This is a genomic window from Mycobacteroides franklinii (genome assembly GCF_001853795.1).
GTDB lineage: Bacteria > Actinomycetota > Actinomycetes > Mycobacteriales > Mycobacteriaceae > Mycobacterium > Mycobacterium franklinii.
The window spans coordinates 506,252-527,516 of the sequence record NZ_MLIK01000024.1 but is presented as its reverse complement, the minus strand read 5'-3'; the positions used below and the strand labels follow the sequence as shown (position 1 = coordinate 527,516).

19 protein-coding genes, 1 tRNA gene and 1 pseudogene are annotated in these 21,265 nt (G+C 65.1%); 1 reads left to right on the top strand and 20 read right to left on the bottom strand.

Annotated features, from left to right (window positions below):
- Window positions 1-91: 91 nt before the first annotated feature.
- Window positions 92-1,279: an AbrB family transcriptional regulator gene (locus BKG76_RS21955; protein WP_070939796.1), complete on the bottom strand. Its 1,188-nt coding sequence runs from the start codon at window positions 1,277-1,279 to the stop codon at window positions 92-94.
- Window positions 1,280-1,914: 635 nt separating this feature from the next.
- On the opposite strand from BKG76_RS21955, the gene BKG76_RS21950 reads away from it, so the two are divergent.
- The gene (locus tag BKG76_RS21950) at window positions 1,915-3,045 is read left to right on the top strand and encodes a GGDEF domain-containing protein (RefSeq protein ID WP_109420949.1); all 1,131 of its coding nucleotides are present in this window, start codon (window positions 1,915-1,917) and stop codon (window positions 3,043-3,045) included.
- 122 nt (window positions 3,046-3,167) lie between these two features.
- On the opposite strand, the gene BKG76_RS21945 is transcribed toward BKG76_RS21950, so the two are convergent.
- The 19 genes and pseudogenes from BKG76_RS21945 to BKG76_RS21855 form a co-directional block, all read right to left on the bottom strand.
- A tRNA-Pro gene (locus BKG76_RS21945) sits at window positions 3,168-3,241 on the bottom strand.
- A gap of 583 nt (window positions 3,242-3,824) precedes the next feature.
- Window positions 3,825-4,391: a LysM peptidoglycan-binding domain-containing protein gene (locus BKG76_RS21940; protein ID WP_070939794.1), complete on the bottom strand. Its 567-nt coding sequence runs from the start codon at window positions 4,389-4,391 to the stop codon at window positions 3,825-3,827.
- 201 nt (window positions 4,392-4,592) lie between these two features.
- The gene (gene der, locus BKG76_RS21935) at window positions 4,593-5,993 is read right to left on the bottom strand and encodes a ribosome biogenesis GTPase Der (protein WP_070939793.1); all 1,401 of its coding nucleotides are present in this window, start codon (window positions 5,991-5,993) and stop codon (window positions 4,593-4,595) included.
- Window positions 5,990-6,661, bottom strand: coding sequence for a (d)CMP kinase (cmk, locus tag BKG76_RS21930; protein WP_109420976.1), 672 nt, complete (start codon window positions 6,659-6,661; stop codon window positions 5,990-5,992). The genes der and cmk overlap by 4 nt, the downstream gene beginning before the upstream one ends.
- An 8-nt stretch (window positions 6,662-6,669) precedes the next feature.
- A complete protein-coding gene (locus BKG76_RS21925) occupies window positions 6,670-7,410 on the bottom strand; it encodes a pseudouridine synthase (protein ID WP_070939791.1) in 741 nt (246 codons plus the stop codon).
- A gap of 4 nt (window positions 7,411-7,414) precedes the next feature.
- A complete protein-coding gene (scpB, locus tag BKG76_RS21920; protein WP_070939790.1) occupies window positions 7,415-8,191 on the bottom strand; it encodes an SMC-Scp complex subunit ScpB in 777 nt (258 codons plus the stop codon).
- Complete coding sequence (locus tag BKG76_RS21915; protein ID WP_083338167.1) at window positions 8,188-9,066, bottom strand: segregation and condensation protein A; 879 nt, start codon at window positions 9,064-9,066, stop codon at window positions 8,188-8,190. Before BKG76_RS21915 ends, scpB begins: the two co-directional genes overlap by 4 nt.
- Complete coding sequence (locus tag BKG76_RS21910; RefSeq protein WP_070939789.1) at window positions 9,063-9,944, bottom strand: ParA family protein; 882 nt, start codon at window positions 9,942-9,944, stop codon at window positions 9,063-9,065. The genes BKG76_RS21915 and BKG76_RS21910 overlap by 4 nt, the downstream gene beginning before the upstream one ends.
- A gap of 171 nt (window positions 9,945-10,115) precedes the next feature.
- Window positions 10,116-11,093, bottom strand: coding sequence for a site-specific tyrosine recombinase XerD (gene xerD, locus BKG76_RS21905; RefSeq protein ID WP_070939788.1), 978 nt, complete (start codon window positions 11,091-11,093; stop codon window positions 10,116-10,118).
- A gap of 32 nt (window positions 11,094-11,125) precedes the next feature.
- Window positions 11,126-11,770, bottom strand: a complete 645-nt coding sequence (locus tag BKG76_RS21900; protein ID WP_083338166.1) for an NUDIX domain-containing protein — start codon at window positions 11,768-11,770, stop codon at window positions 11,126-11,128.
- A gap of 22 nt (window positions 11,771-11,792) precedes the next feature.
- Window positions 11,793-13,469: pseudogene (locus tag BKG76_RS21895) on the bottom strand (CTP synthase); the annotation flags it as partial.
- Between the two features lie 132 nt (window positions 13,470-13,601).
- Window positions 13,602-14,546, bottom strand: a complete 945-nt coding sequence (locus tag BKG76_RS21890; RefSeq protein ID WP_070939786.1) for a copper transporter — start codon at window positions 14,544-14,546, stop codon at window positions 13,602-13,604.
- Window positions 14,547-14,553: 7 nt separating this feature from the next.
- Entirely contained in the window at window positions 14,554-15,738 is a 1,185-nt protein-coding gene (gene steA, locus BKG76_RS21885) for a putative cytokinetic ring protein SteA (RefSeq protein ID WP_070939785.1), read from the bottom strand.
- A gap of 140 nt (window positions 15,739-15,878) precedes the next feature.
- Complete coding sequence (gene recN / locus BKG76_RS21880) at window positions 15,879-17,633, bottom strand: DNA repair protein RecN (RefSeq protein ID WP_070939784.1); 1,755 nt, start codon at window positions 17,631-17,633, stop codon at window positions 15,879-15,881.
- A 2-nt stretch (window positions 17,634-17,635) separates the two neighbouring features.
- Window positions 17,636-18,556, bottom strand: coding sequence for an NAD kinase (locus BKG76_RS21875; protein ID WP_070939783.1), 921 nt, complete (start codon window positions 18,554-18,556; stop codon window positions 17,636-17,638).
- Entirely contained in the window at window positions 18,553-19,359 is an 807-nt protein-coding gene (locus tag BKG76_RS21870) for a TlyA family RNA methyltransferase (protein ID WP_070939782.1), read from the bottom strand. The genes BKG76_RS21875 and BKG76_RS21870 overlap by 4 nt, the downstream gene beginning before the upstream one ends.
- A gap of 2 nt (window positions 19,360-19,361) precedes the next feature.
- Window positions 19,362-19,571, bottom strand: coding sequence for a hypothetical protein (locus BKG76_RS21865; protein ID WP_070939781.1), 210 nt, complete (start codon window positions 19,569-19,571; stop codon window positions 19,362-19,364).
- Between the two features lie 49 nt (window positions 19,572-19,620).
- Window positions 19,621-20,625, bottom strand: a complete 1,005-nt coding sequence (locus BKG76_RS21860; protein WP_083338165.1) for an HAD-IIA family hydrolase — start codon at window positions 20,623-20,625, stop codon at window positions 19,621-19,623.
- Entirely contained in the window at window positions 20,618-21,253 is a 636-nt protein-coding gene (locus BKG76_RS21855) for a hypothetical protein (protein ID WP_070939779.1), read from the bottom strand. Before BKG76_RS21855 ends, BKG76_RS21860 begins: the two co-directional genes overlap by 8 nt.
- Between the last annotated feature and the right edge of the window lie 12 nt (window positions 21,254-21,265).

Genomic DNA, 21,265 nt, shown 5'->3' with positions numbered 1-21,265 from the left:
TAGCAAGGCAGTACATACTTACATGGCAATAGTGCTGCCTACTAAGGCAGTACATACTTACTTGCCGCCCCATATCTGAGAAGCAGGCGAGTTAGCGCCTGAGGCCGGTGGCCGACTGGGGGCATTGAGGGAAGGGCGTCACGGTGGCCTGTTTTTGGCCATTACGCCGAGACAACAGCGCGGCGATGAGTGGAGTGAGCAGTGTGATCAAGAAGATTCGTGTCACCTGGGCGACTGCGACTACCGCCACGTCGCCGCTGTAGTTCGCGGAAGTCTCTGTGGCGGCGTAGATTCCACCCGGCGACATCGCCAAGTATCCATCCAGTACCGTCCAGCCGTCTAGTCTCGCCAACATGCAGCCGATGATGCAGCTCACCACGACGAGCACAGCGACTAGCGCGGTAGCCGTCGGCAGCATTACCGCGATCTTCTTTACCGTGTTAACGGTGAACCTCAGGCCTGCTTGCCAGCCAATCACCCCGAACGCAAGGACCGCAACATATCCGGGTAGCTGCAACTCTGGGATTACGCCGACGATTTCCAACGTCAGCCCCAAAATCATCGGCCCCAACAAGGCCGCAGATGGCAGCCGTGCCGCCCTACCCAGCGCGTATCCGCAGATTGCAACCGCGGCTGCTAGCGCAAAATCGCTGAAGCCCACGCGGTTTACATTTCCGCCCAGCGCCAATCCGTCGTCTGTGCTCGCTCCTGAAGAAAGAATGTAAACGACGACAGGAAGACTGAGCGTTACAGCTATCACCCTCAGGTACTGCAGAGACGCCACGATACTGGCGTCTCCCCCAGCATCTTTGGCCAGTGTGGTCAGGCTGGTTGAACCGCCCGCGATACTCGCCAAGATGGCGGTCGGTCGACCTACATGGGCATGGTGCACGCGATGCAGCGCAATGCCGCCCGCAGCAGATATCGCCAGCGTTGCGATGGCCCCGGTGACTATCCACGGCAACTGTGGGACGACTGCCATCAGCTGATCCCGATGAACCAGTGTCACCAAATACACGCCTAAAATGCCTTGTGCCACTTGGATTATGCTTGAAGGCAGCACCTTCGGTCCCCGTGACAACAACGCCAACACGGCAGCCGAAAGCGTACCGGCAACCAGTGGCGCGGCCGGCACATTCGCAATCGAGAAGACCGATGTCAGTGCCGCAGTGATAGCTGCCAAAAGCAGCCACTGCGTGGTGACCCGGCCGTTGCCTGCGGCCTTGGCGTCGTATTCACTCAACGCCGCACCGGATTCCGACCCAGGTCTCGTCTCCATAGGCTGAATACTGCAGATATATCGCTGTGAGTCCCCTGAGAACAACCTCAAGCAGTGTCAGGCCGGATGGAAATTGCGATAGATCGCTGCACGCATAAAAGCTGCTGCGAGAAAACGCTATTCGATGTTCGTGAGCACAGATCGCTCATTTCGCGATTCGCTGATACCGATGGCATATGCCTCTGACATGCGCTGCTTGACGGGGGAATCATCCACGTCCGCAGTGTGTTCCGTGCCCGTGGGTCCCGCTTGTCGCCAAGGTGGAAATCGCCTATTCGGATCCGCGCGGCGCTACATCGCGAGTGCTAGAGATGCCTCCAAGTTCACGTTGGGGACGGTGCGATGGGGCTCTCGCCGTGATGGTCCGATCTCGACCTCGCGGTGCCGCTGCGGCCGAGGCTAACTACGAACTACGGAACACCTGGGCTGACCGCCCTCTTTCCGTTTCGTTGCGCTCGATACCCGCCTCCTCCCCCGTCACTGGTTGGGTTTCCCTCGTTCACGTGCAGCGACGGTGCAGAGCGCGCGAACATGGAACATGGTTACGATGTCGCTGGCCCACCCGTACGGATGACCACAGTCCGGTTCGGGTGGCCGACCTTCAGTAAACGAAGTATCGATTCCTAGGCGGATACATGTCTAGCCATGTCATGAGCTTCCGCGATCGGGCGGAAGAGATTTTTGCGGCCCGTACCGAGACCCTGGATGGGATTCGGCTGCTACGCCCTGTTTGGCTCCTCACGGCGATATGCGCGCCCGGTATCGGTGCGGCAGCGATAACGCTGGCCTTCGAAGGCATGTCCACGGTCCCGCTCGCCTGCCTCGCTATTTCGATTCCCGCATTCGCGTGGGGCATCCGCTACGCCCTCAAGAGACCCATCAGCTACGCGGAGTCTGTCGCTTACGTCGTCTACTGCGATGTGGCCATCACGGTTGGTGTCTGCGTCGTGACCGAAACGGGTATCGCGTTCCTCAAGCTGGTCTGGCTGGTGGCCGCCAACACCTACGCGTTCGCATTTCACGGACGGCTGGCAATGGCGCTACAAGCGGCCGTGACTGCGCTTGCAACAGGCCTGACGGTAGGCGGCGCGATTATCCGCGGAGATTCCAGCACGCCTGCACTGATCACGACGGTAGCGACGGTGATCTTGGTCAACGCGGTCGCCGCCTGGGCTATCTACGCGGGTATGGCTCAGTTCACCGAAGCCGCTCGCGACAAGGATCGCCTCGCCCGCCACGACGAACTGACCGGCCTACTCAATCGCCGTGGCCTTCAGCAGGCTTGTGCCAACTGGGCTGGTGACACAATCGGCAAACACGCTGTAGTCGCCGCGATCGATCTGAACGGATTTAAATCGATCAACGACAATCACGGGCACCAGGCAGGTGACCAGGTACTGAAGCAAACGGCTCGACTGCTGCAGACATTGGCTGGTCCTGACATATGGCTGGTCCGGCTCGGCGGAGACGAGTTCGGTGTTATCGCCGTTGTCGACTCAAACCGTGTGCTCGACTACCAACGTGCGGTCGAAGACGCACTCGCCGACGATGAGCCCCCGGTGGATGCCAGCGTCGGCGTCGCATCCGAAGCGCTCTCGCGAGCTGACGACAGCGCGCGGCCATCGCTGGCCGCAGTGGTCGCGGATTTACTCGTCAAGGCCGACAGCGCCATGTATGCCGCGAAAAGGCGCGTGACATCACAAGGAGCCAATCTCATAGAGCGCCGCACGATCGCCGGGGCAATCGCCGCGCGCCGAGGGGCCTGAGGCTTTAGCCGACCGTGAAACAGTGGCGCACTCAATGCCCTCGGTTTCAGTGGTGGCCGGCAAGGGTGCCAGACAGACCCCCACAGTGCAGTAAAACCACCTGTCACCAGGTGGTTTTATTGTCGGGCTGACAGGATTTGAACCTGCGACCACTTGACCCCCAGTCAAGTGCGCTACCAAGCTGCGCCACAGCCCGCCGCCGCTATGAGCAGCAGACGGAAGCCTACCGTAGGTCTGGCCAGATTCTGAACTCGGATTCCCTCTGGCTGCATGCGATTCTCGAAATCACTTGTGTCACAAACGAATCACCGAGGACATTTGACTTTTGCTTCTCGGAGTGGCGGAACAGAATTCGAACATGAGTTCGATGATGGACGGCGATGTGAGCCATACCCTTGCGGACCTCGCCGCTGCGGTCTACGGCCTGGTCCGATCTCGACGTGCACACGCTTAGCCGTTACGGCCGCCTCGCCACCCTGCGTGATCCGGACCCGTCATCCGGCGCATTCCCGCGGCACCCATGGATTCGTCAATGAGCTTGCCGCGGGGCATGTTACGGCCCATACGGGATGTGGCGGAGTCGGCCCGGACTTGCGCGCTGATCGCTGAATCTGTCGAGCGGTGCGTGTGGATCCGGACCGTATCCCCCGTATCAACGGATTCCACGACCAGGACAGCTACCGGCGGCAGTGAACGACATCGGCCCCGCCGGGGATTAACCCGACGGGGCCGATGGGGCCAAGAGGCTTAGATCGAGCTTCTCGCTCAAGCCGGCGAGACTACTCCGGAATGGTCAGAACCTGACCCGGCTGAATCAGATCCGGGTTGTCGATGCCGCTTGCGTCGGCGATCTTCTGGTACTGGTTTCCGTCGCCGTAGAAGCGCTCGGCGATGGCCCATAGGGTGTCGCCGGACTCAACGGTGTAGGTGCGGGGCTCCGGGGCAGGAGCAGGCTCCTCCACGGCCGCAGGAGCGACCTCGACGGACTCGGGGGCCGCGGCCACCGGGGTGTCGGTCTGGGTGCCCGAGGACCACACGGAGTCGGCGCCCGAGTACAGCACCAGGTTGCGGTCGTCCTGCAGAACCAGCTTCACGTCGGAGCGACCCTCGGTGTTGCTGCTCCACAGCGCGCCACCACCGTTGTCGTACACGACGAAGTTGCCGTCGCTCTGCACCTCTGCGCGGCCCGCGGAGTGTCCGCTGCTGTCGGAGGCCCACACGGGGCTCCCGCCGTCGGTCAGCACGAGGTTGCCGTCATCCTGCAGAGTCAGGGTGTACGCGCCATTGTTCGAGGTGAGGCTCTGTCCCGAGTCCAGCTTCTGGCCCTGGGTGAGTGTGTCCGCCACTGTGTTGCGCCTTTCGGTAGGTGGTTTTGATACCGCCGCAGGATGGTAGACGGTGAAACCAGCCTAGGTCGGCAAACCGAAAAAGTGGGCGATTCGGATCGGGTAGATCACAACACGAGCGCGAATATTCGGTGAACGGAGCCTGAGAAGACAATGTGCAAGAGGTCTTTTAGCTTGTGCCCGTTGCCATCTCACCGTCAGTTAGCGCTTGGGGCCACGCTTTTCGCGCACTCGGACATTGATCCGGATAGGGGTTCCGTCAAAGCCGAAGGTCTCGCGCAACCTGCGCTCCAGGAATCGGCGGTACCCCGCCTCGAGGAAGCCGGTGGTGAACAACACGAATGTAGGCGGTCGTGAAGTGGCCTGAGTGGCGAACAATACCCGCGGCTGCTTTCCTCCGCGCACCGGAGGTGGTGTAGCGGCAACCACTTCCTTGATCCAGGTATTGAGCTGACCGGTGGAAATTCGCCTGTCCCAGGAATCCAGCGCAGACTCCAGCGCCGGTACAAGCTTCTGGACGGCCCGTCCGCTTTTGGCTGAAATGTTCACGCGTTGCGCCCAATTGAGCTGCGAAAGCTGAAGGTCTACTTCACGTTCAAGGAGGTCGCGACGGTCCTCATCCACGAGATCCCACTTGTTGAACGCCAGTACCAATGCCCGCCCCGTTTCGACCACCATCGACAGCACGCGCTGGTCCTGTTCGGTGATCGGCTGGGACGCGTCCAGAAGGACGATGGCGACCTCGGCCGCCTCGATGGCGCCATGAGTACGCAGCGACGCGTAGTATTCGTGCCCCGAGGCCTGTCCGACCTTGCGGCGCAAACCCGCGGTATCGACGAAACGCCATGTCTTGTCGCCGAGTTCGATCAAGGTATCTACCGGATCGACGGTTGTACCCGCAGTGTCATGAACCACCGCCCGCTGATCGCCCGAGAGGCGGTTCAGCAGAGAACTCTTGCCCACGTTCGGTTTTCCGACCAGAGCGACCCGTCGCGGGCCGCCCTCCCCCGATCCGCGTGACGAAATCTCGGGCAGGTCGGCGACCACGCGGTCGAGCAGGTCCGCCACTCCGCGGCCGTGCATGGCGCTGATCGGAGACGGCTCCCCCAGTCCCAGCGACCACAGCACGGCGGCATCAGCCTCGGCGCGGTCGCTGTCAACCTTGTTGGCCGCCAGGAAGACTGGCTTGCCGGAGCGGCGCAGCAGCTTGGCGGCCTCCTCGTCGGTAGAGGTGGCACCCACCGTGGCGTCCACCACGAGGATGATCAGGTCCGCGGTGGCCATGGCATGGCGCGCCTGTTCGGCGACGAGCTGTTGTAGCCCGGTTGCATCGGACTCCCAGCCGCCGGTGTCCTGCACCGTGAAGCGGCGGTCGAGCCACTCGGCCGGATACGAGACGCGGTCCCGGGTCACACCGGGAATGTCTTGGACGACGGCCTCGCGCCGGCCGATGATCCGGTTCACCAGCGTCGACTTGCCCACGTTCGGTCGACCGACCACCGCTACTACCGCAGGCGGGGCGCTGGATTCGTCGACTCCCTCGTCTGTGTCGAATTCGGTGAGTTCCCACTCACTTTCGTCTTCCCACGTGCCATCGGTCATCGAGACGCCCCTGCCCTAGTCTGCACCAGGTCCAGCAGGTGGGCCACGACCTGTTCTTGTGTCATATCGCTGGTATCGACCTCCACCGCATCCTCGGCCGGACGCAGCGGCGACACGGCTCGGGTGGAGTCCAGATGGTCCCGGCGCTGCACATCGGCAAGCACCTGTTCGTACTCGTCGGCGCCGCCGGCGGAGACGTTCTGGGCATTGCGGCGCTGTGCCCGCGCCTGTGCCGATGCGGTGAGATAGATCTTCACGTCAGCATCTGGCAGCACCACGGTGCCGATGTCGCGGCCCTCAACCACCACGGCGCCGCTACCCTCGGCCAGCTCGCGCTGCCGCCGCACCAATCGTTCACGGACCGCCGGTACCGCGGACACTGCCGAGACCGCGCCGGTGACCTCGGTGCCTCTGATCGGGATCGAAACATCTTCTCCCGCAAGCAGAGCTGTCTGTGCGTCGGGATCGGAGCCCACGGACATGGGGACCTGCGCGGTGGCCGCGGAGATGGCCGCGGGATCGGTGAGATCGACCCCGGCCCGCAGCGCCCACAGCGTCACGATCCGGTACATCGCCCCGGTGTCCAAATAGGACGCTCCCAGCTGGCGCGCCAATTCCTTGGCCACTGAAGACTTTCCGGTACCGGAAGGGCCGTCGATGGCCACCACGAGGCGCGTCACAGCCGCACCATCTTGTAGAGCGAGGCAATCTCATCGCGGCCCAGGGCGCGCAGGCTGCCGGGACGCTGATTGCCTAGCGTGACCTCGCCAATCTTGATGCGCACCAACTCCACCACAGGGTGGCCCACGGCGTCCATCATCCGGCGCACAATGCGGTTGCGGCCCTCATGCAGGGTGAGCTGCACCATGGTCTGGCCGTCGGTGGTGCCCAGGAACTTGAACTCGTCGATCTTGGCCGGGCCGTCGGCGAGTTCGACGCCGTCGCGCAACTGCCTGCCCAAGCCGCGCGGAACCGAACCTGCCACGGTCGCGATGTACGTCTTGGGCACCTCGTAGGACGGGTGCATGAGCCGGTGAGTCAGCTCCCCGTCATTGGTGAGCAGGATCAGTCCGACGGTTTCAGCGTCGAGGCGTCCCACGTTGCGGACGCCCTGGTTGCTCCGGACACGCTCCTCGATCAGCTTGCCGATGCAGGGGCGGCCGCGATCGTCCGACATGGTCGAGAGCATGCCCAGTGGCTTGTTGAGCGCCAGATACACCAGGTCGGTGTTCATGATCACGCGTGCTCCGTCGACCCGAACGACGTTGACAGCCGGATCGATTCGCTTGCCCTGCTCGGTGACGATCACGCCGTCGACTTCGACGCGACCGTCATAGATCATCCGCTCGGCCACCCGGCGTGACGCAATTCCTGCTTGCGACAACACCTTCTGAAGCCGAATACCTTCTTCGCTCATGATTTCAGTCCTGATCAACGGTAAAGGCGGGCGCGGCATCTGATCCAGCGCCGTCGGCGGGCGTCCGGTTGAGTCGCGCGAACCGCGGCTCGTCGCCGAGGTTTTCGGATAGGTCATCGATCACATCGATATCGGGAAGGAGCGGTGCGATATCGGGCAGGTCGGACAGCGACGTCAACCCGAGCCGCTCCAGGAACAGCTCGGTGGTGCGGAACATCACCGCACCGGAGTCGTCGTCGGTACCGGCCTCGGCAATCAGCCCGCGCATCAGCAGGGTCCGCATGACGGCGTCGACGTTGACACCGCGGACCGCGCTGACACGTGATCGCGTCACCGGCTGCCGATAGGCCACCACAGCGAGGGTTTCCAGCGCGGCGCGGGTGAGTTTGGAGCGTGTCCCGTCGAGTAGCAACTTCTCGACATACGGGGCGTACCGGGCGCGCGTGTACATGCGCCAGCCATCGGCGGTTTCACGCAGATCGATGCCGCTACTGCGATCGGTCAGAATCTCGGAAATCCGTTGCAGCGCTTCGGCTACGCGGTCCAGCGGCTGGGCAACGACGGAGGCCACGGATGCGGCGGTGATGGGTGTGTCGACCACCAGCAGCAGCGCCTCGAGGGTGCTGATGAGCTCGTCCTCGCCCATCGGGACGAATTCGTCCTCAGCTGATTCGACCTCACCCGATTCGTCATCGACGGACTCCTGTGGACCGGACTCCTCGGGGGTGTCGGGTTCGGTGGACTCTTCCGGGTCGTCGACAGCGATCGTCTGTTCGCTCATGTGTAGTCCACTGCCTTTTCTAGATCATCCTGCGCCGGGCGCTCACCGGTCCATGAAACTTGGAGCGGTCCAAGCGGTTCGGATTGCTCGAATAGTACCGCCTTGGAGCGGTACAGCTCGAGCACGCCCAGGAAGCGGGCCACGATCTCGAGGGGCACCGAGCATTCGGCCACGAGCTCGGTGAACGTCATCCATTGTCCCGCGCCACGTTCGGCGAGCAGCTCGATCATCCGCTTGGCGTGCTCGGGCACCGAGACACGGGCAATATGCAGATGACTCAGTCCCACCGTCGGCACCGGTCGCGGGCTGAACGCACCGGCGGCGAGCTGGGCGAATTGATCCCCGTCGAGCCCCAGGTGCACCGGCGGCAACAGCTCGCTGAAGCGCTCCTCCAGCGCCACCGCGCGGGGGTACGAGCGCAGGGCCGCAGCCTCCAACTCGGCGAACATCTCTGCCACGTGCTTGAAGGCCCGGTACTGCAGCAGCCGCGCGAACAGCAGATCCCGGATTTCCAGAAGCGCCAGGTCGTCGTTGTCATCCACCTGGCCCGAGGGCAGCAGCCGCGCCGCCTTGAGATCCAGCAGTGTGGCCGCCACCACGAGGAAGGCCGTCACCTCATCGAGGCTGTAGGTATCGCCCAGCGTCTTGGTATACGCGATGAATTCGTCGGTCACCTGGTGCAACGCCACCTCGGTGACGTCAAGTCGATGCTGAGAGATCAGCTGCAACAGCAGATCGAACGGGCCCTCGAAGTTCGTGAGCCGAATTCGGAAACCGCGCGCGTCAGCGGCAGCCGGCACCGGGGCGGCGTCGGGCGTCGCAGGCTCCGCAGCGGTCTCGACGACATCCGGGTCCTGGTCCACACCAGCAGTCACGATTCGAACCGGTCGATTACCTCGCGAGCCAACGAGATGTATGCCTGTGCGCCGGAGGATTTAGGTGCCCACGTGGTGATCGGCTCCCCCGCCACGCTCGTCTCCGGGAAGCGGACGGTGCGGGTGATGACGGTGTGGAAGACCTGGTCGCCGAACACCTCGATGACCCGGGCCATCACCTCACGCGCATGCAAAGTTCGGGCATCGAACATGGTGATGACGATGCCGGACACCGACAGTTTCGGGTTGAGCCGGTCACGCACCTTGGCCACGGTGTCGGTGAGCAAGGCCAGCCCGCGCAGCGAGAAGAACGCGCATTCCATCGGGATGACCACACCCTCGGAGCAGGCCAGCGCGTTCACCGTCAACAGTCCCAGCGACGGCTGGCAGTCGATGAGCACGTAGTCGTACCGGTCCAGTACCGGGTGCAGCGCCCGGGCCAGCGAGTGTTCCCGACCGACCTCGTTGACCAGCTGAATCTCGGCCGCAGAGAGGTCGATGTTGCTGGGAATCAGGTCCAGCCCTTCGACGCGGGTGCGCATCAGCACATCGTCGACCGACACCCTGGGCTCCACGAGCAGGTTGTGCACCGTGGTTTCCAACTCGTGGTGGGCGATTCCCAAACCCGCCGACAGGGCGCCCTGCGGGTCAAGGTCAACGAGCAGTACCCGTCGGCCGTACCCGGCCAACGCGGCACCCAGATTGATGGTCGACGTGGTCTTACCCACCCCGCCCTTCTGGTTGCACATCGCGATGACCTTCGCCGGCCCGTGAGTCGTCAGCGGCTTCGGCTCGGGAATGTCCTTGGGGGGACGACCGGTCAGATCAAGGTCGCCGTCTTCGGCGGGGAAGTCAGAGTCGAGACTGCCGTCTGTCACGTCACCTCCCGGTCATCTACTCGACCCTGTGCGCGAACGCTGGGGGTCTCGCCCACTTGTGGGGGCCTTATCGAAGGCATTCGGGCAAGTCTAGTGGGGTTGCGGCCTTCGGTAGAGGCAACCCGCGCATGTGGTCGCGGAGGAGCTTGTGTGAAGACCATGTGGCGGCCACTAACGGGCACGGGGATGGGCACCCGCCCACACTTCGCGCAGCGAGCTCACCGTGACCAGCGTGTAGATCTGAGTGGTCGTCACCGAGGCGTGGCCGAGCAACTCCTGGACCACGCGGACATCGGCACCGCCCTCCAGGAGGTGTGTCGCGAAGGAATGCCGCAGGGTGTGCGGGGAAACCGCCGCGCTGATCTGGGCCCGCTCGGCGGCATCAGCCAACACCTGCCACGCGCTCTGACGGGACAATCGCCCGCCCCGCGAGTTCAGGAACAGCGCGGGAACACCACCACGTCCGCGGCGCGCCAGATCTGGACGACCCCGCACCAGATAGGCCTGAAGTGCTTCGACAGCAGGCCGACCCACCGGCACCAGCCGCTGCTTACCGCCCTTGCCCCAGAGCAGCGCGGAACGGGCCTGGACATCCACATCGTCGACATCGAGCCCCACCGCCTCGGAAATGCGCGCACCGGTGGAATACAGCAGTTCGAGCAGCGCACGGTTGCGCAGATCGAGAGGCCCGTCAGAGGCACTGCCGATACCGCCACCCGCCGCGGTCAGCAGCGCCTCCACCTGCTCGACGGTCAGGCTCTTGGGTAGCCGCCGATTGGGGGTCGGCGGTTTCACGGCCCGAGCGACATCGGTCGGTGCCAGCCCTTCGATGGCCGCAAACCGGTGCAGCCCCCGCACGGCGATCAACGCGCGGGCCGCCGACGAGGCGGACAGCTCCGGTACCCCGTTCTCGGGGTCACCCCGCCGCAGTGTCACCACGAAGTCGCTGACATCGGGTTCGGATACGTCGGCAAGCCGGCCGATCTTGCGATCGGCGAGATGCTGTTGATAGCGGCGCAGGTCCCGACGGTACGAGCTGAGCGTGTTGGCGGCGACGCCGCGTTCCACGTCGAGGTGATCCAGATAGGACTGGATCTCGCCGTCAAGGAGCCCCGCGACGAGGCCCCCGCAAGCGGGAGGTACCCCCACCTCAGGCGAAGAGTCGGCGGCAAGCGCGCGGTTCAACTACGTTCCTTGCGTTCGGTGAAGGCCGTGGGCCGGTCCGGCCACGGCGCGTCCACGGGGCGGGTGTGGTGACCCTGCAGCGCGACGTGTGCGGCCAGAATGCCTGCCGCCGCAATGGCATTGACCACCTCGCCGGCGAGCACCATGGACACCGCCTCGGTCAGCGGCACCCAGTGCACCGTCATGTCGGCCTCTTCGTCATGGCTTTCCCCACGGCCCGGGTGCGACAACCCGGTTGCCAGGAACACCCTGACCACCTCGTCGGTGAATCCGGGTGACGCGGCGGCATCCACGAGCACTCGCCAGGTGGTGGCCTCGACGCCGGTCTCCTCCAGCAGTTCGCGTGCGGCGGCCCGCTGGGTGTCCTCCCCCGCGATATCGAGCAGTCCAGCGGGTAGCTCCCACAGACGGTGGCCGAGCGGGTGTCGGTACTGATACACCAGCGCGACCCGGCCGACCTCGTCGATGGCGGCGACCGCCACCGCCCCGTAGTGCTCGATGACCTCACGGATGGCGCTACCGCCCCCTGGCATGGCCACCCGATCGCGGCGCAGCGCCAGAATGCCGCCCATATAGATGGGCTCGGACTCCAGGGTGACGAACTCGTGGCGTTCGCCCTCCCCGGAAGTCCCGCTACTCACTGTCAGGGTCCGTGTCCGGTCCTAGCGGAAGCCGTTCGGCCGCTTTGTATTCCATGGCAGCGCGAATAAACGCGCTGAACAAGGGGTGCGGACGGGTGGGGCGGCTCTTGAGCTCCGGGTGCGCCTGGGTGGCCACCGCGAAGGGGTGGACATCGCGCGGGTATTCCACGAACTCCACCAGGTGCCCGTCCGGCGAGGTCCCGGAGAACCGCAGGCCGCTCTCGGCAATCTTGTCGCGGTAAGGGTTGTTCACCTCGTAGCGATGGCGGTGCCGCTCGGAAACCTCGGTGCTGCCGTACGCCTCGGCCACGATGGAATCAGGCTCCAGGACGGCGGGATAGGCGCCGAGGCGCATCGTTCCGCCCAGGTCCGCTTCGCCCGCGACGGCCCGCACCTGATCGGCCATGGTGGCGATCACCGGGCTGGGGGTGTCGGGATCGAACTCGGCGGAGTTGGCATCGGCGAGGCCCGCCGACCGCGCCGCCTCGATCACCATGCACTGCAATCCAAGGCACAGGCCGAGTATCGGGATGCGCCGCTTGCGGGCGTACCGGATGGCGCCGAGCTTGCCCTCGATACCCCGGATACCGAAACCGCCGGGAATCAGCACCCCGTCGACATCTCCGAGCGCGGTCTGCGCGCCGGTCTCGGTCTCACAGTCGTCCGATGGCACCCACTTGATATCGACCTTGGTGTGATGCCGGAAACCGCCCGCGCGGAGCGCCTCGGTGACCGAAAGATACGCATCGGGCAAGTCGATGTACTTGCCCACCAGGGCGATTCGCACCGACTCACTGGGCTCGTGGACGCGCTGCAGCAGATCGCCCCACTCGGTCCAGTCCACGTCGCGGAAGGGCAGGTTCAGCCGACGCACCACGTAGGCGTCGAGCTCCTCGCGATGCAGCACCTTGGGGATGTCGTAGATCGACGGCGCATCCGGCGTGGAGATGACACCGTCGACGTCGACGTCGCACATCAGGGCGATCTTGTTCTTGAGTGGTTCGGGCACCTCCCGGTCACAGCGCAAGATCAAGGCGTCGGGGGTGATACCGATGCTGCGCAGTGCGGCGACGGAGTGCTGGGTCGGCTTGGTCTTGAGCTCGCCGGACGGCTTCAAATACGGCACCAGTGAGACGTGCAGGAAGAACACATTGTCGCGGCCGACGTCATGGCGAATCTGCCGCGCCGCCTCAAGGAACGGCTGCGACTCGATATCGCCGACAGTGCCGCCGATCTCGGTGATGACGATGTCGGGCCGTTCTCCCTTTTCATTGGGCTCGGCCATGGCCAGGATGCGGCTCTTGATCTCGTCGGTGATGTGCGGAATCACCTGCACGGTGTCGCCGAGGTACTCGCCGCGCCGTTCCTTGGCGATCACCGACGAATAGACCTGCCCGGTAGTGACATTCGCCGACCCGGACAAGTCGCGGTCCAGGAAACGCTCGTAATGTCCGACATCGAGATCGGTCTCCGCGCCGTCCTCGGTGACGAAGACCTCACCGTGCTGGAACGGGTTCATGGTGCCCGGATCCACGTTGAGGTACGGGTCGAGCTTCTGCATCGTCACCTGCAAACCGCGCGAGGTGAGAAGTTGCCCGAGGCTGGAGGCGGTTAGCCCCTTGCCGAGCGAGGAGGCGACTCCGCCGCTGACAAACAGATGCCGAGTGGCGGATTGAGGATGCTTGCGTAGACCTGGCAAGAAGGCTCCCGTGACGACTGCTGCAGGGCAATTCTGACTCGCTCGGGGCCCTGCTGACCCACGGAACCTCACCCTAACAAATACGCGGACAACCGGCGGCGAACACGCCGCGCGGTGTGGGCTAGATCCCTTTTAGGGGACGGTGATGGAAGTAGCTCCCGGACCAAGTCCGTACCGGCCCGAGTGCCCGTCGGCCTGTTCGCGCAGGGCCAGCACGGCGGTGATGCGGCCCGAGGCCATCTCGATATCGTCGACGGTGCTCGCCGCGGAAGCCATGGACCCGTCGGCGCGGGTCACCGCGATCGCCGCGATGCCGTTGGCGGAGCCGCTGCGCCCGGTCAGCACGGTGCCCGAGCCTCGCCGATCCAATGCGGCGGCGAATCGCGCCACGGTGGAGCCCTTGTTCCCGGCGTCATCCGGTAGTGCTCCCCCGGTCACCACCACCGCGAGGTTCCCCGCTGTCACCTGGCCATCGGTGTAGGTGATGAATCCGCTCTGGCGTAGTGCCGACAGCGCGGTGTTCCGCTGCTCATCGGTCACCGGAGGTGCCGGTTCGTCTGGCTTATGCGAGGGCACCTGCAGCACGATGCCCACCAGGTCGCCGGCCTGCGATCCCTGGTCGACCGCATCGGTGCGCAGCTGCGTTCCGGCGGGCAAGATCGACGAGTTCACGATGGTGCGCAGCCGTTCGCCCTGATTGGCGTCGGTGAACTGATCGGTCAGCCCGATCCGGCCCGATACCGAGCCGCCGGCGGTCGCGATGAGCTGGGCGATGCCGTCGACATCGGAGCGGTCGGCCTCCGGCGTGGTGATCAGAACCACCTTGCGATCGACCAGCGCATCCTTAACCATGCGGGGTGCCATGGTGGAATCGAAATTACTTGCCGCGTTGAGCTTTTCGTTGAGCGCGTTCTTGGCCTGATTCAGGTCTTCGATCTGCCGCTGCTGGCTGCGTTTGTCCTCGCGCAGACCGGAAAGCAATGTGTCATTGAGTAGACCGGAACCTAGTACGACGCCCACCGCAAGGGCAAGGAAAACCGCAGCGAGAGATATCGCGTGCTGACGTAGGGTAATCACGAGTAGCTCAGCTGACCAGGTTCTGCACCCAGATCGTCAACCGGTTCCAGTAGGCAAGCAGCCATTCGGCCGCGCTGTCGCCCGCGCTGGTGACCCACAGCATGGTGATCACCGCCACCAGCACCGCCAGGATCAACAGGGCAATCGCCCCGCCGGAGAACCGGTTGCGGTACAGCGTCGCAACGGCTTTGGAATCGACCAGCTTGGCGCCGACCTTGAGCCGGGTCAGGAAGGTCGACGGATTGGACTGCTGGCGTTCGCGATCGAAGAACTCTTCGATCGATGCAGAATGTCCCACGGTGACGATCAGCGATGCCCCGTGATGGTCGGCCAGTAGCAGCGCCAAGTCGGCGGCTGAACCGGCAGCCGGGAAGGTCACCGCACCGACCCCCAGGTCCTGGATGCGCTCAAGGCCGGCGGCGTGCCCGTCGGCATCGGCGGGAAGAACAACCTGCGCACCGGATTTCAGAACGTCGTTACTCATCAACAGCGGGTCCCCCACCACGATGAGTGGCCGGTACCCGGCCTTGCGGAGGATGTCAGCTCCGGTCCCGACGCCGATGAGAACCGGTTGGTACTCCTTGATGAAGGGCTTGAGGCTCTTCAAATCATGCGCGGCACCAACACCATCGGACACGACGACAACATGGCGGTTGCGCAGATCGATATCCACGTCCGGGATGCCGATGCCGTCGATCAGCAGCGGGCTTTCGCTACGGATGAACTCAATGGTGTTACCCGAGAATGCTTCCAGGTGGGCGACGAGACCGGTTTTGGCCTCGGTCATCAAATCGTGGACGTCCGCGTCGGTGCGCGGGGTTCCGGCGATGAGGCGGCGGTCACCGTTGTAGATGCCGCCGTTGTGCACCCGGACCGTCGAGCCGTCCTTGACCTTCTTGAAGACATCGGGCCCGATGCTGTCGATGAGGGTGATGCCGTTGGCGACGAGCACCTCGGGTCCGAGATTCGGGTAGCGGCCCGAGATCGACGGTGAGACGTTCACGACCGCGCTGACGCGCGCATCGACCAGAGCGTCCGCCGTGATGCGGTCCAGATCGAGGATGTCGATGACGGCAATATCGCCTGGGTTGAGGCGCTGCAGCAGCCGGTTGATGTCCCTGTCAGTGCGTACCGTTCCGACGATGCCAGGCCGGGAGCTGCTGCTTCGAGTGAGCATCGTGGTCAAGTTCATAGGGGTGATCATGACGCCGAGCCCCGGCCAGCCTGTGGAGGCGCGCCGTAACACCTGTCACATTAGTCACTTCAGCACCCCTGGTTTATCGCCGTGAATAGCGCATATTGCCTGTTCGAGTGGGGTGCGGAGGGTGAGTACTAGGCGCGCTCGGCGCGGGCGGCGTCGAGCAGCTCGCGGGCGTGCGCCCGGCCGGTGTCAGAGTCGCCCAGACCGGCAAGCATGCGGGCCAGCTCGGCGACCCTGTCCTCGTCGTCGAGGCGGCGGACACCGCTGCCTTTGCTGCTCACACGGTCAACGGTGAGGTGAATATCGGCAAATGCCGCCACCTGCGGCAGATGGGTCACCACGATCACCTGGTGGGTATGAGCCAGCCTGGCCAATCGTCGCCCGATCTGAACGGCCGCGCGCCCGCCAACACCGGCATCGACCTCGTCGAACACCATGGTGGTGCCGGCCGTCGAGGCGGCAAGTACCACCTCCAGCGCCAGCATCACGCGAGACAGCTCGCCACCGGAGGCGCTCTTGGCCAACGGCAGCATGGGGTTGTCGCGATGTGCCGCGAACCCGAACTCGACGGCGTCGATACCCGATGATCCGGCGTGCACAGCCTGCCCGGACGGCAGCGTCAGCGGCGCCGAATCGTCGGCCCGGGCTGGAATCGGCTCGACGGCAATGGTGAACGCGGCGCGGTCCATCGCCAGACCGGCCAGCTCGGCGGTGACTGCCTTACCCAATGCCTTGGCGGCCTTGGTGCGTGCCTTGGTCAGACCCGTTGCCGCGGTGGCCAGTTCACCGGCGAGCCGATCTACGCGTTGCGCGAGGGCGGCTAACGTTTCCTCGGAGGTATCGACCTCGGCGAGCCTGGTGCGTGCTTCCTGCGCCCAGGCGATCACTCCGTTGAGGTCGGCGGCATACTTACGGGTCAGCGTGCGGAGCTGCCCCTGGCGGGCCAGTTTCTCTTCGAGAGTGCTCGCATCGCTGGGCAATTCGTCGGTGAAGGCGGTCAGCTCGCGGGAGACGTCGCTGACTACCGCGAGCGCCTCGGCAAGTTGTGGCGCCAGCGCCTGCAGGGCCGCGTCGTCGGTGGCATCCAGCAGCGCCTTGGCCTTCGCGATGCGATCGATTGCCGAATCCGATTCACCGTCGGCTTCGTCGGCTCCGGCCAGCGCCCCATGTGCCGAGGCCGCCGCATCACGCAGGGCATCGAGTTCGGACAGCCGATGTATGTCGGCGGTCAGCTGGTCGTCCTCCCCTGGTTTGGGGTCGACCGTATCGATCTCGTTGAGCGCGAACCCTAGGCGATCTGCCTCCTGGGCGAGTTCACGCGCACGGTTGGTGCGATCGATCAGATCACGCCGGGCGGTGAGCCATTCCTCCCGCCGTTTGCGGTAGGTGGTGAGCAACGCCTCGATGCTCTCCGTCGCGAACCTGTCGAGGGCGGCGAGCTGCTGCTCTGGGCGCATCAGCCGCAGCTGGTCGTTCTGGCCGTGCACCGTGAGCAGCCCCGCGGTGAAGCTAGCCAGCGACTTGGCGGGCACGCTGCGCCCGCCAAGATATGCCCGCGAGCGGCCATCGGAGGTCACCGACCGGGCGGCGATCACGCTGCCGTCGTCGTCGCGTTGCGCCCCCGAGGAATCCAGCACTTCGGTGACGTCCGCAGGCTCGGCACCCAGCGGATCGGCGGTCAGGAATCGGCCCTCGACCACGGCACGATCGGCGCCCGCCCGCACCCGGTTCGCGTCGGCGCGCGCCCCGCCGAGCAGGTGAAGGCTGGTGACCACCATCGTCTTGCCGGCGCCGGTCTCGCCGGTCAGCACGGTCAGCCCACTGTCGAACTCCGCGGTGGCGGCCGGTATGGCGCCGAGGGACTCGATGCGAATCTCGGTGAGCACGGTTACCTTCCCCGCCAGCCCTTGACGGGCAAATGGAACTTGCGGACGATCCGGTCCGCGAAAGGCTTGCTGTCCAGGCGTGCCCACAGCACCGGCTGATGGCCGCGCACAACTTCGACGCGTCCCCCTGGGGGCACCCTGATTTCTCGGCGGCCATCACAGAACAGGAGTGCGTCGTGCCCATCGGCTTCGATCTCGACGGCGACGGTGGACACGGGACTGATCACCATGGGCCGCGCGAATAGGGCGTGAGCATTGTTGGGCACCACCAGGATCGCGTCCAGATCAGGCCAGACGACCGGGCCGCCCGCCGAGAACGCGTACGCGGTTGATCCTGTCGGCGTCGAGACGAGTACTCCGTCGCATCCGAACGCCGAGACCGGGCGGGCGTCCACCTCCAGCACCACGCCGAGCACGCCCAACCGGGGACCCTTTTCGATGCTGACCTCGTTGAGCGCCCAGCCGCGCTCTTTCACCTCGCCGCCGATACGGACCTGAACGTCCAACGTCATCCGGGTCTCGACGCGGTAGGTGCCTTCCACGACGTGATTGAGCACCGCATCGATGGCCTCGGCCTCGACCTCGGCAAGAAATCCGATGCGGCCCAAGTTGATACCGAGCACGGGGGCGGTAGCGCTGCGCGCGAGATCGGCGGCCCGCAGGAAGGTGCCGTCCCCGCCCAGGACCAGTACCAGTTCGCAGCCGGTGGCGGCGTCTTGATCGGCGTCGACGACTTCCACATCGACACCGAGGGAGCGGAACTCGGCGGGGTCCAAGTGCACGGGGCCGCGATCGATGGCCTCGGCGGTGAGCACCCGCAGCGTTATGCCGTTCTCCCCCAATATCTTCGCGACACGGCGGGCGGTTTCAGTCACCTCATCGCGGCCGGTGTGTGCGACAAGAAGGATTTTACGATCGTTCACTGAGGTCCCCTAGACACGGCGTCGGCGACGGCTGCCTCGACATCCAGCTCGGAATCTTTCGTGCGCAGCCACAGAAAGTACTCGACGTTTCCGGACGGCCCCGGCAGCGGGCTGGCCGTCACACCCGCGGTGAACCAGCCCTGAGACTGGGCACGACGAGCGACGGAGATGACGGCATCGGCGCGCAACTGCGGATCGCGCACCACGCCGCCGGTACCGACGAGCTCCTTGCCCACTTCGAACTGAGGCTTGACCATCGGCAGGATGTCGGCATCGGATGTGGCGCAAGAAATCAGGGCATCAAGCACCAGTGCGAGCGAGATGAAGGACAGGTCGGCGACGACTACCTGCGCGGGGCCGCCGATCAATTCGGGCGTCAGGGTGCGGACGTTCGTCCGATCGAGGACGGTGACGCGGTCGTCGGACTGCAGCGACCACGCCAGTTGGCCATATCCGACATCGGCCGCGACCACCTCGCGGGCGCCGGACCGCAGCAGCACCTCGGTGAATCCGCCGGTGGAGGCGCCGGCATCCAGGCATCGCTTGTCGTCGACGGAAAGTCCTTGTGGCCCAAAGGCATCAAGAGCTCCGAGGAGTTTGTGGGCACCGCGCGACACCCAGCGGTCCTCGGACTCCCCTTGCACCACAAGGGAAGCCGTCGCGGGGACCGCGGTGGCAGCTTTGGCGGCAGGTATGCCGTCGATACGGACCCGGCCCGCCTCGATCAGTTCAGCAGCCTGCTGACGAGAACGAGCGAGCCCGCGGCGCACCAACTCTGCGTCGACCCTGGCGTGCCGCGCCATGGCTATCCTTGCTCCGCGGATTCCAGTGCTCGGACCAACACCTCATGGGCTTGCTCAAGGACCTGAGCCTGGTTCTCCAGGTCCACCTCGGCCTCGGTTTCGCCCGCGCCGGTGTGCTGATCGAGCTGACCCAGCAGCGCCTCTACCTGTGACCTGACCTCATCGGGGTCAGGTCCGGCGGTCTGGCGCGCGACATCGTTCGGGGTGGTCATCGCGCTCAAGGCTAGTGGATCTCCCCGACGTGGCCGGGCCGACGACACACTATCCGGCAGAAAGCTGCTGCAAGGCGTGTTCAGCTAGGTCATCGGTGGCGACGATGGGCCTGATGGCAGGGGCTGGATCCGTCCCCCAGACCGCGGCCGCCAGCGCCTGGGCCAGCGACAAGGGTGATCCAGTGGAGTCGTTGGACCCGACCGACACCTGATCTGCACCCACGGAGACCTGCCACGACGGCTTCGATTCGATACGCACATCGGCCAGCGGGAGATGCAGTGCGCTCAAATCCGTTCCCAAGAACGTGGGCCGGTGCGTGGTGTCCGCCCAGATCGCGTCGATGGCGCTGTTCACACCGGTAAGCACCATGAGGCTGGGCAGGCCCGCACCATTGGCCCCGGAGATGTCGGTATCGAGGCGATCCCCGACCACGAGGGGCCGGGTGAAGCTGCCGCGCGCCAGCGCGTCCTGGATGAGTGCGCGCCCCGGCTTGCCGGCCACTACCGGATCGGCATCGGTGGCGGTGCGCAGCGCGGCGACCATCGACCCGTTTCCGGGTAGCAGGCCCCGCTCGGTCGGCAGCGTCGCGTCGACATTGGCCGCCACCCAGTACGCACCCGCCCGGATGGCCAGGGCGGCCTCAGCGAGGGTCGTCCAGCAGGTGTCCGGCGAATGTCCCTGCACGACAGCGCGTGGGTCCTCGTCGAAGCTGCGCACCGGCGTAAGGCCGACGGCGGCCACCTCCGCCGCCAGCGCCTCGGTACCGACCACGAGTACCGCCTCATCACGCCCGAGGGTCTCGGCGAGCAGTCTGGCCGCGCTTTGCGCACTCGTAACAACGTCGCCGGGGGCCGCGGTGAAACCCAGCGAGGTCAGGTGTTCGGCCACCTCGGGTGCGGAACGGCTGGCGTTGTTGGTGACGTACAGCTGCCGGGCATCGCCGGCGGCGGCCAGGGACGCAATCGCATTGGGGGTGGGTTCGGCACCCCGGAACACCGTGCCGTCAAGGTCAAGGAGCAGGCAGTCGTACGAGCCGGCGAGTGTGTCAGGCAAGTTCGGCGGCCCGATCCTCGGCGTCCGTGTGGCCCTCGACATCGGCATTGGCGGCGTGCAGGAACCATTGCACTGCTTCGGGTTTGCGATCCAGCGCCAACAGGATGTCCGCGTAGGCGTAGAACAGCCGCGCCGCGACCACGCCGACGCGCTTGGGATCCGGTGCCGGAGTGGAGAGCACCGCCAGCGCCTGATCGAGCTGCCCCATATCGGCGCGCGCTCCGGCGGTGACGATGCGCAGTTCGTCGGCGGCGTCGCCGGTGAGGGCCTTGGCCTCATCTCCGCGAGCGAGCTCAAGAGCGCGTTCGGGCCGCCCCACACCCCGTTCGCAGTCCGCTATCAGCGCCAGCAGCGGTGAGCGGGTGCCCATGCGCTTGGCCGCACGCAGTTCGGACAACGCCAGCGCCCAATCTCCGCAGTGATACGCGGCGATGCCGAGCGCCTCACGGACAGCCGCGATCCGGGCCGCGCGGCTCTTGGCGGCCTTCGCATGCGCAAGAGCGGTCTCGGGGTCCTCGTCCAGCAGGTTGCCGGCGGTCACCAGATGCCGGGCCACCGTCTCCGCGGTGTTCTTGTCCAGACTGAGCAATTCGGCGCGGACATCCGGAGCGAGCTGCTTGGCCTCCACCTCGTCGGGAAT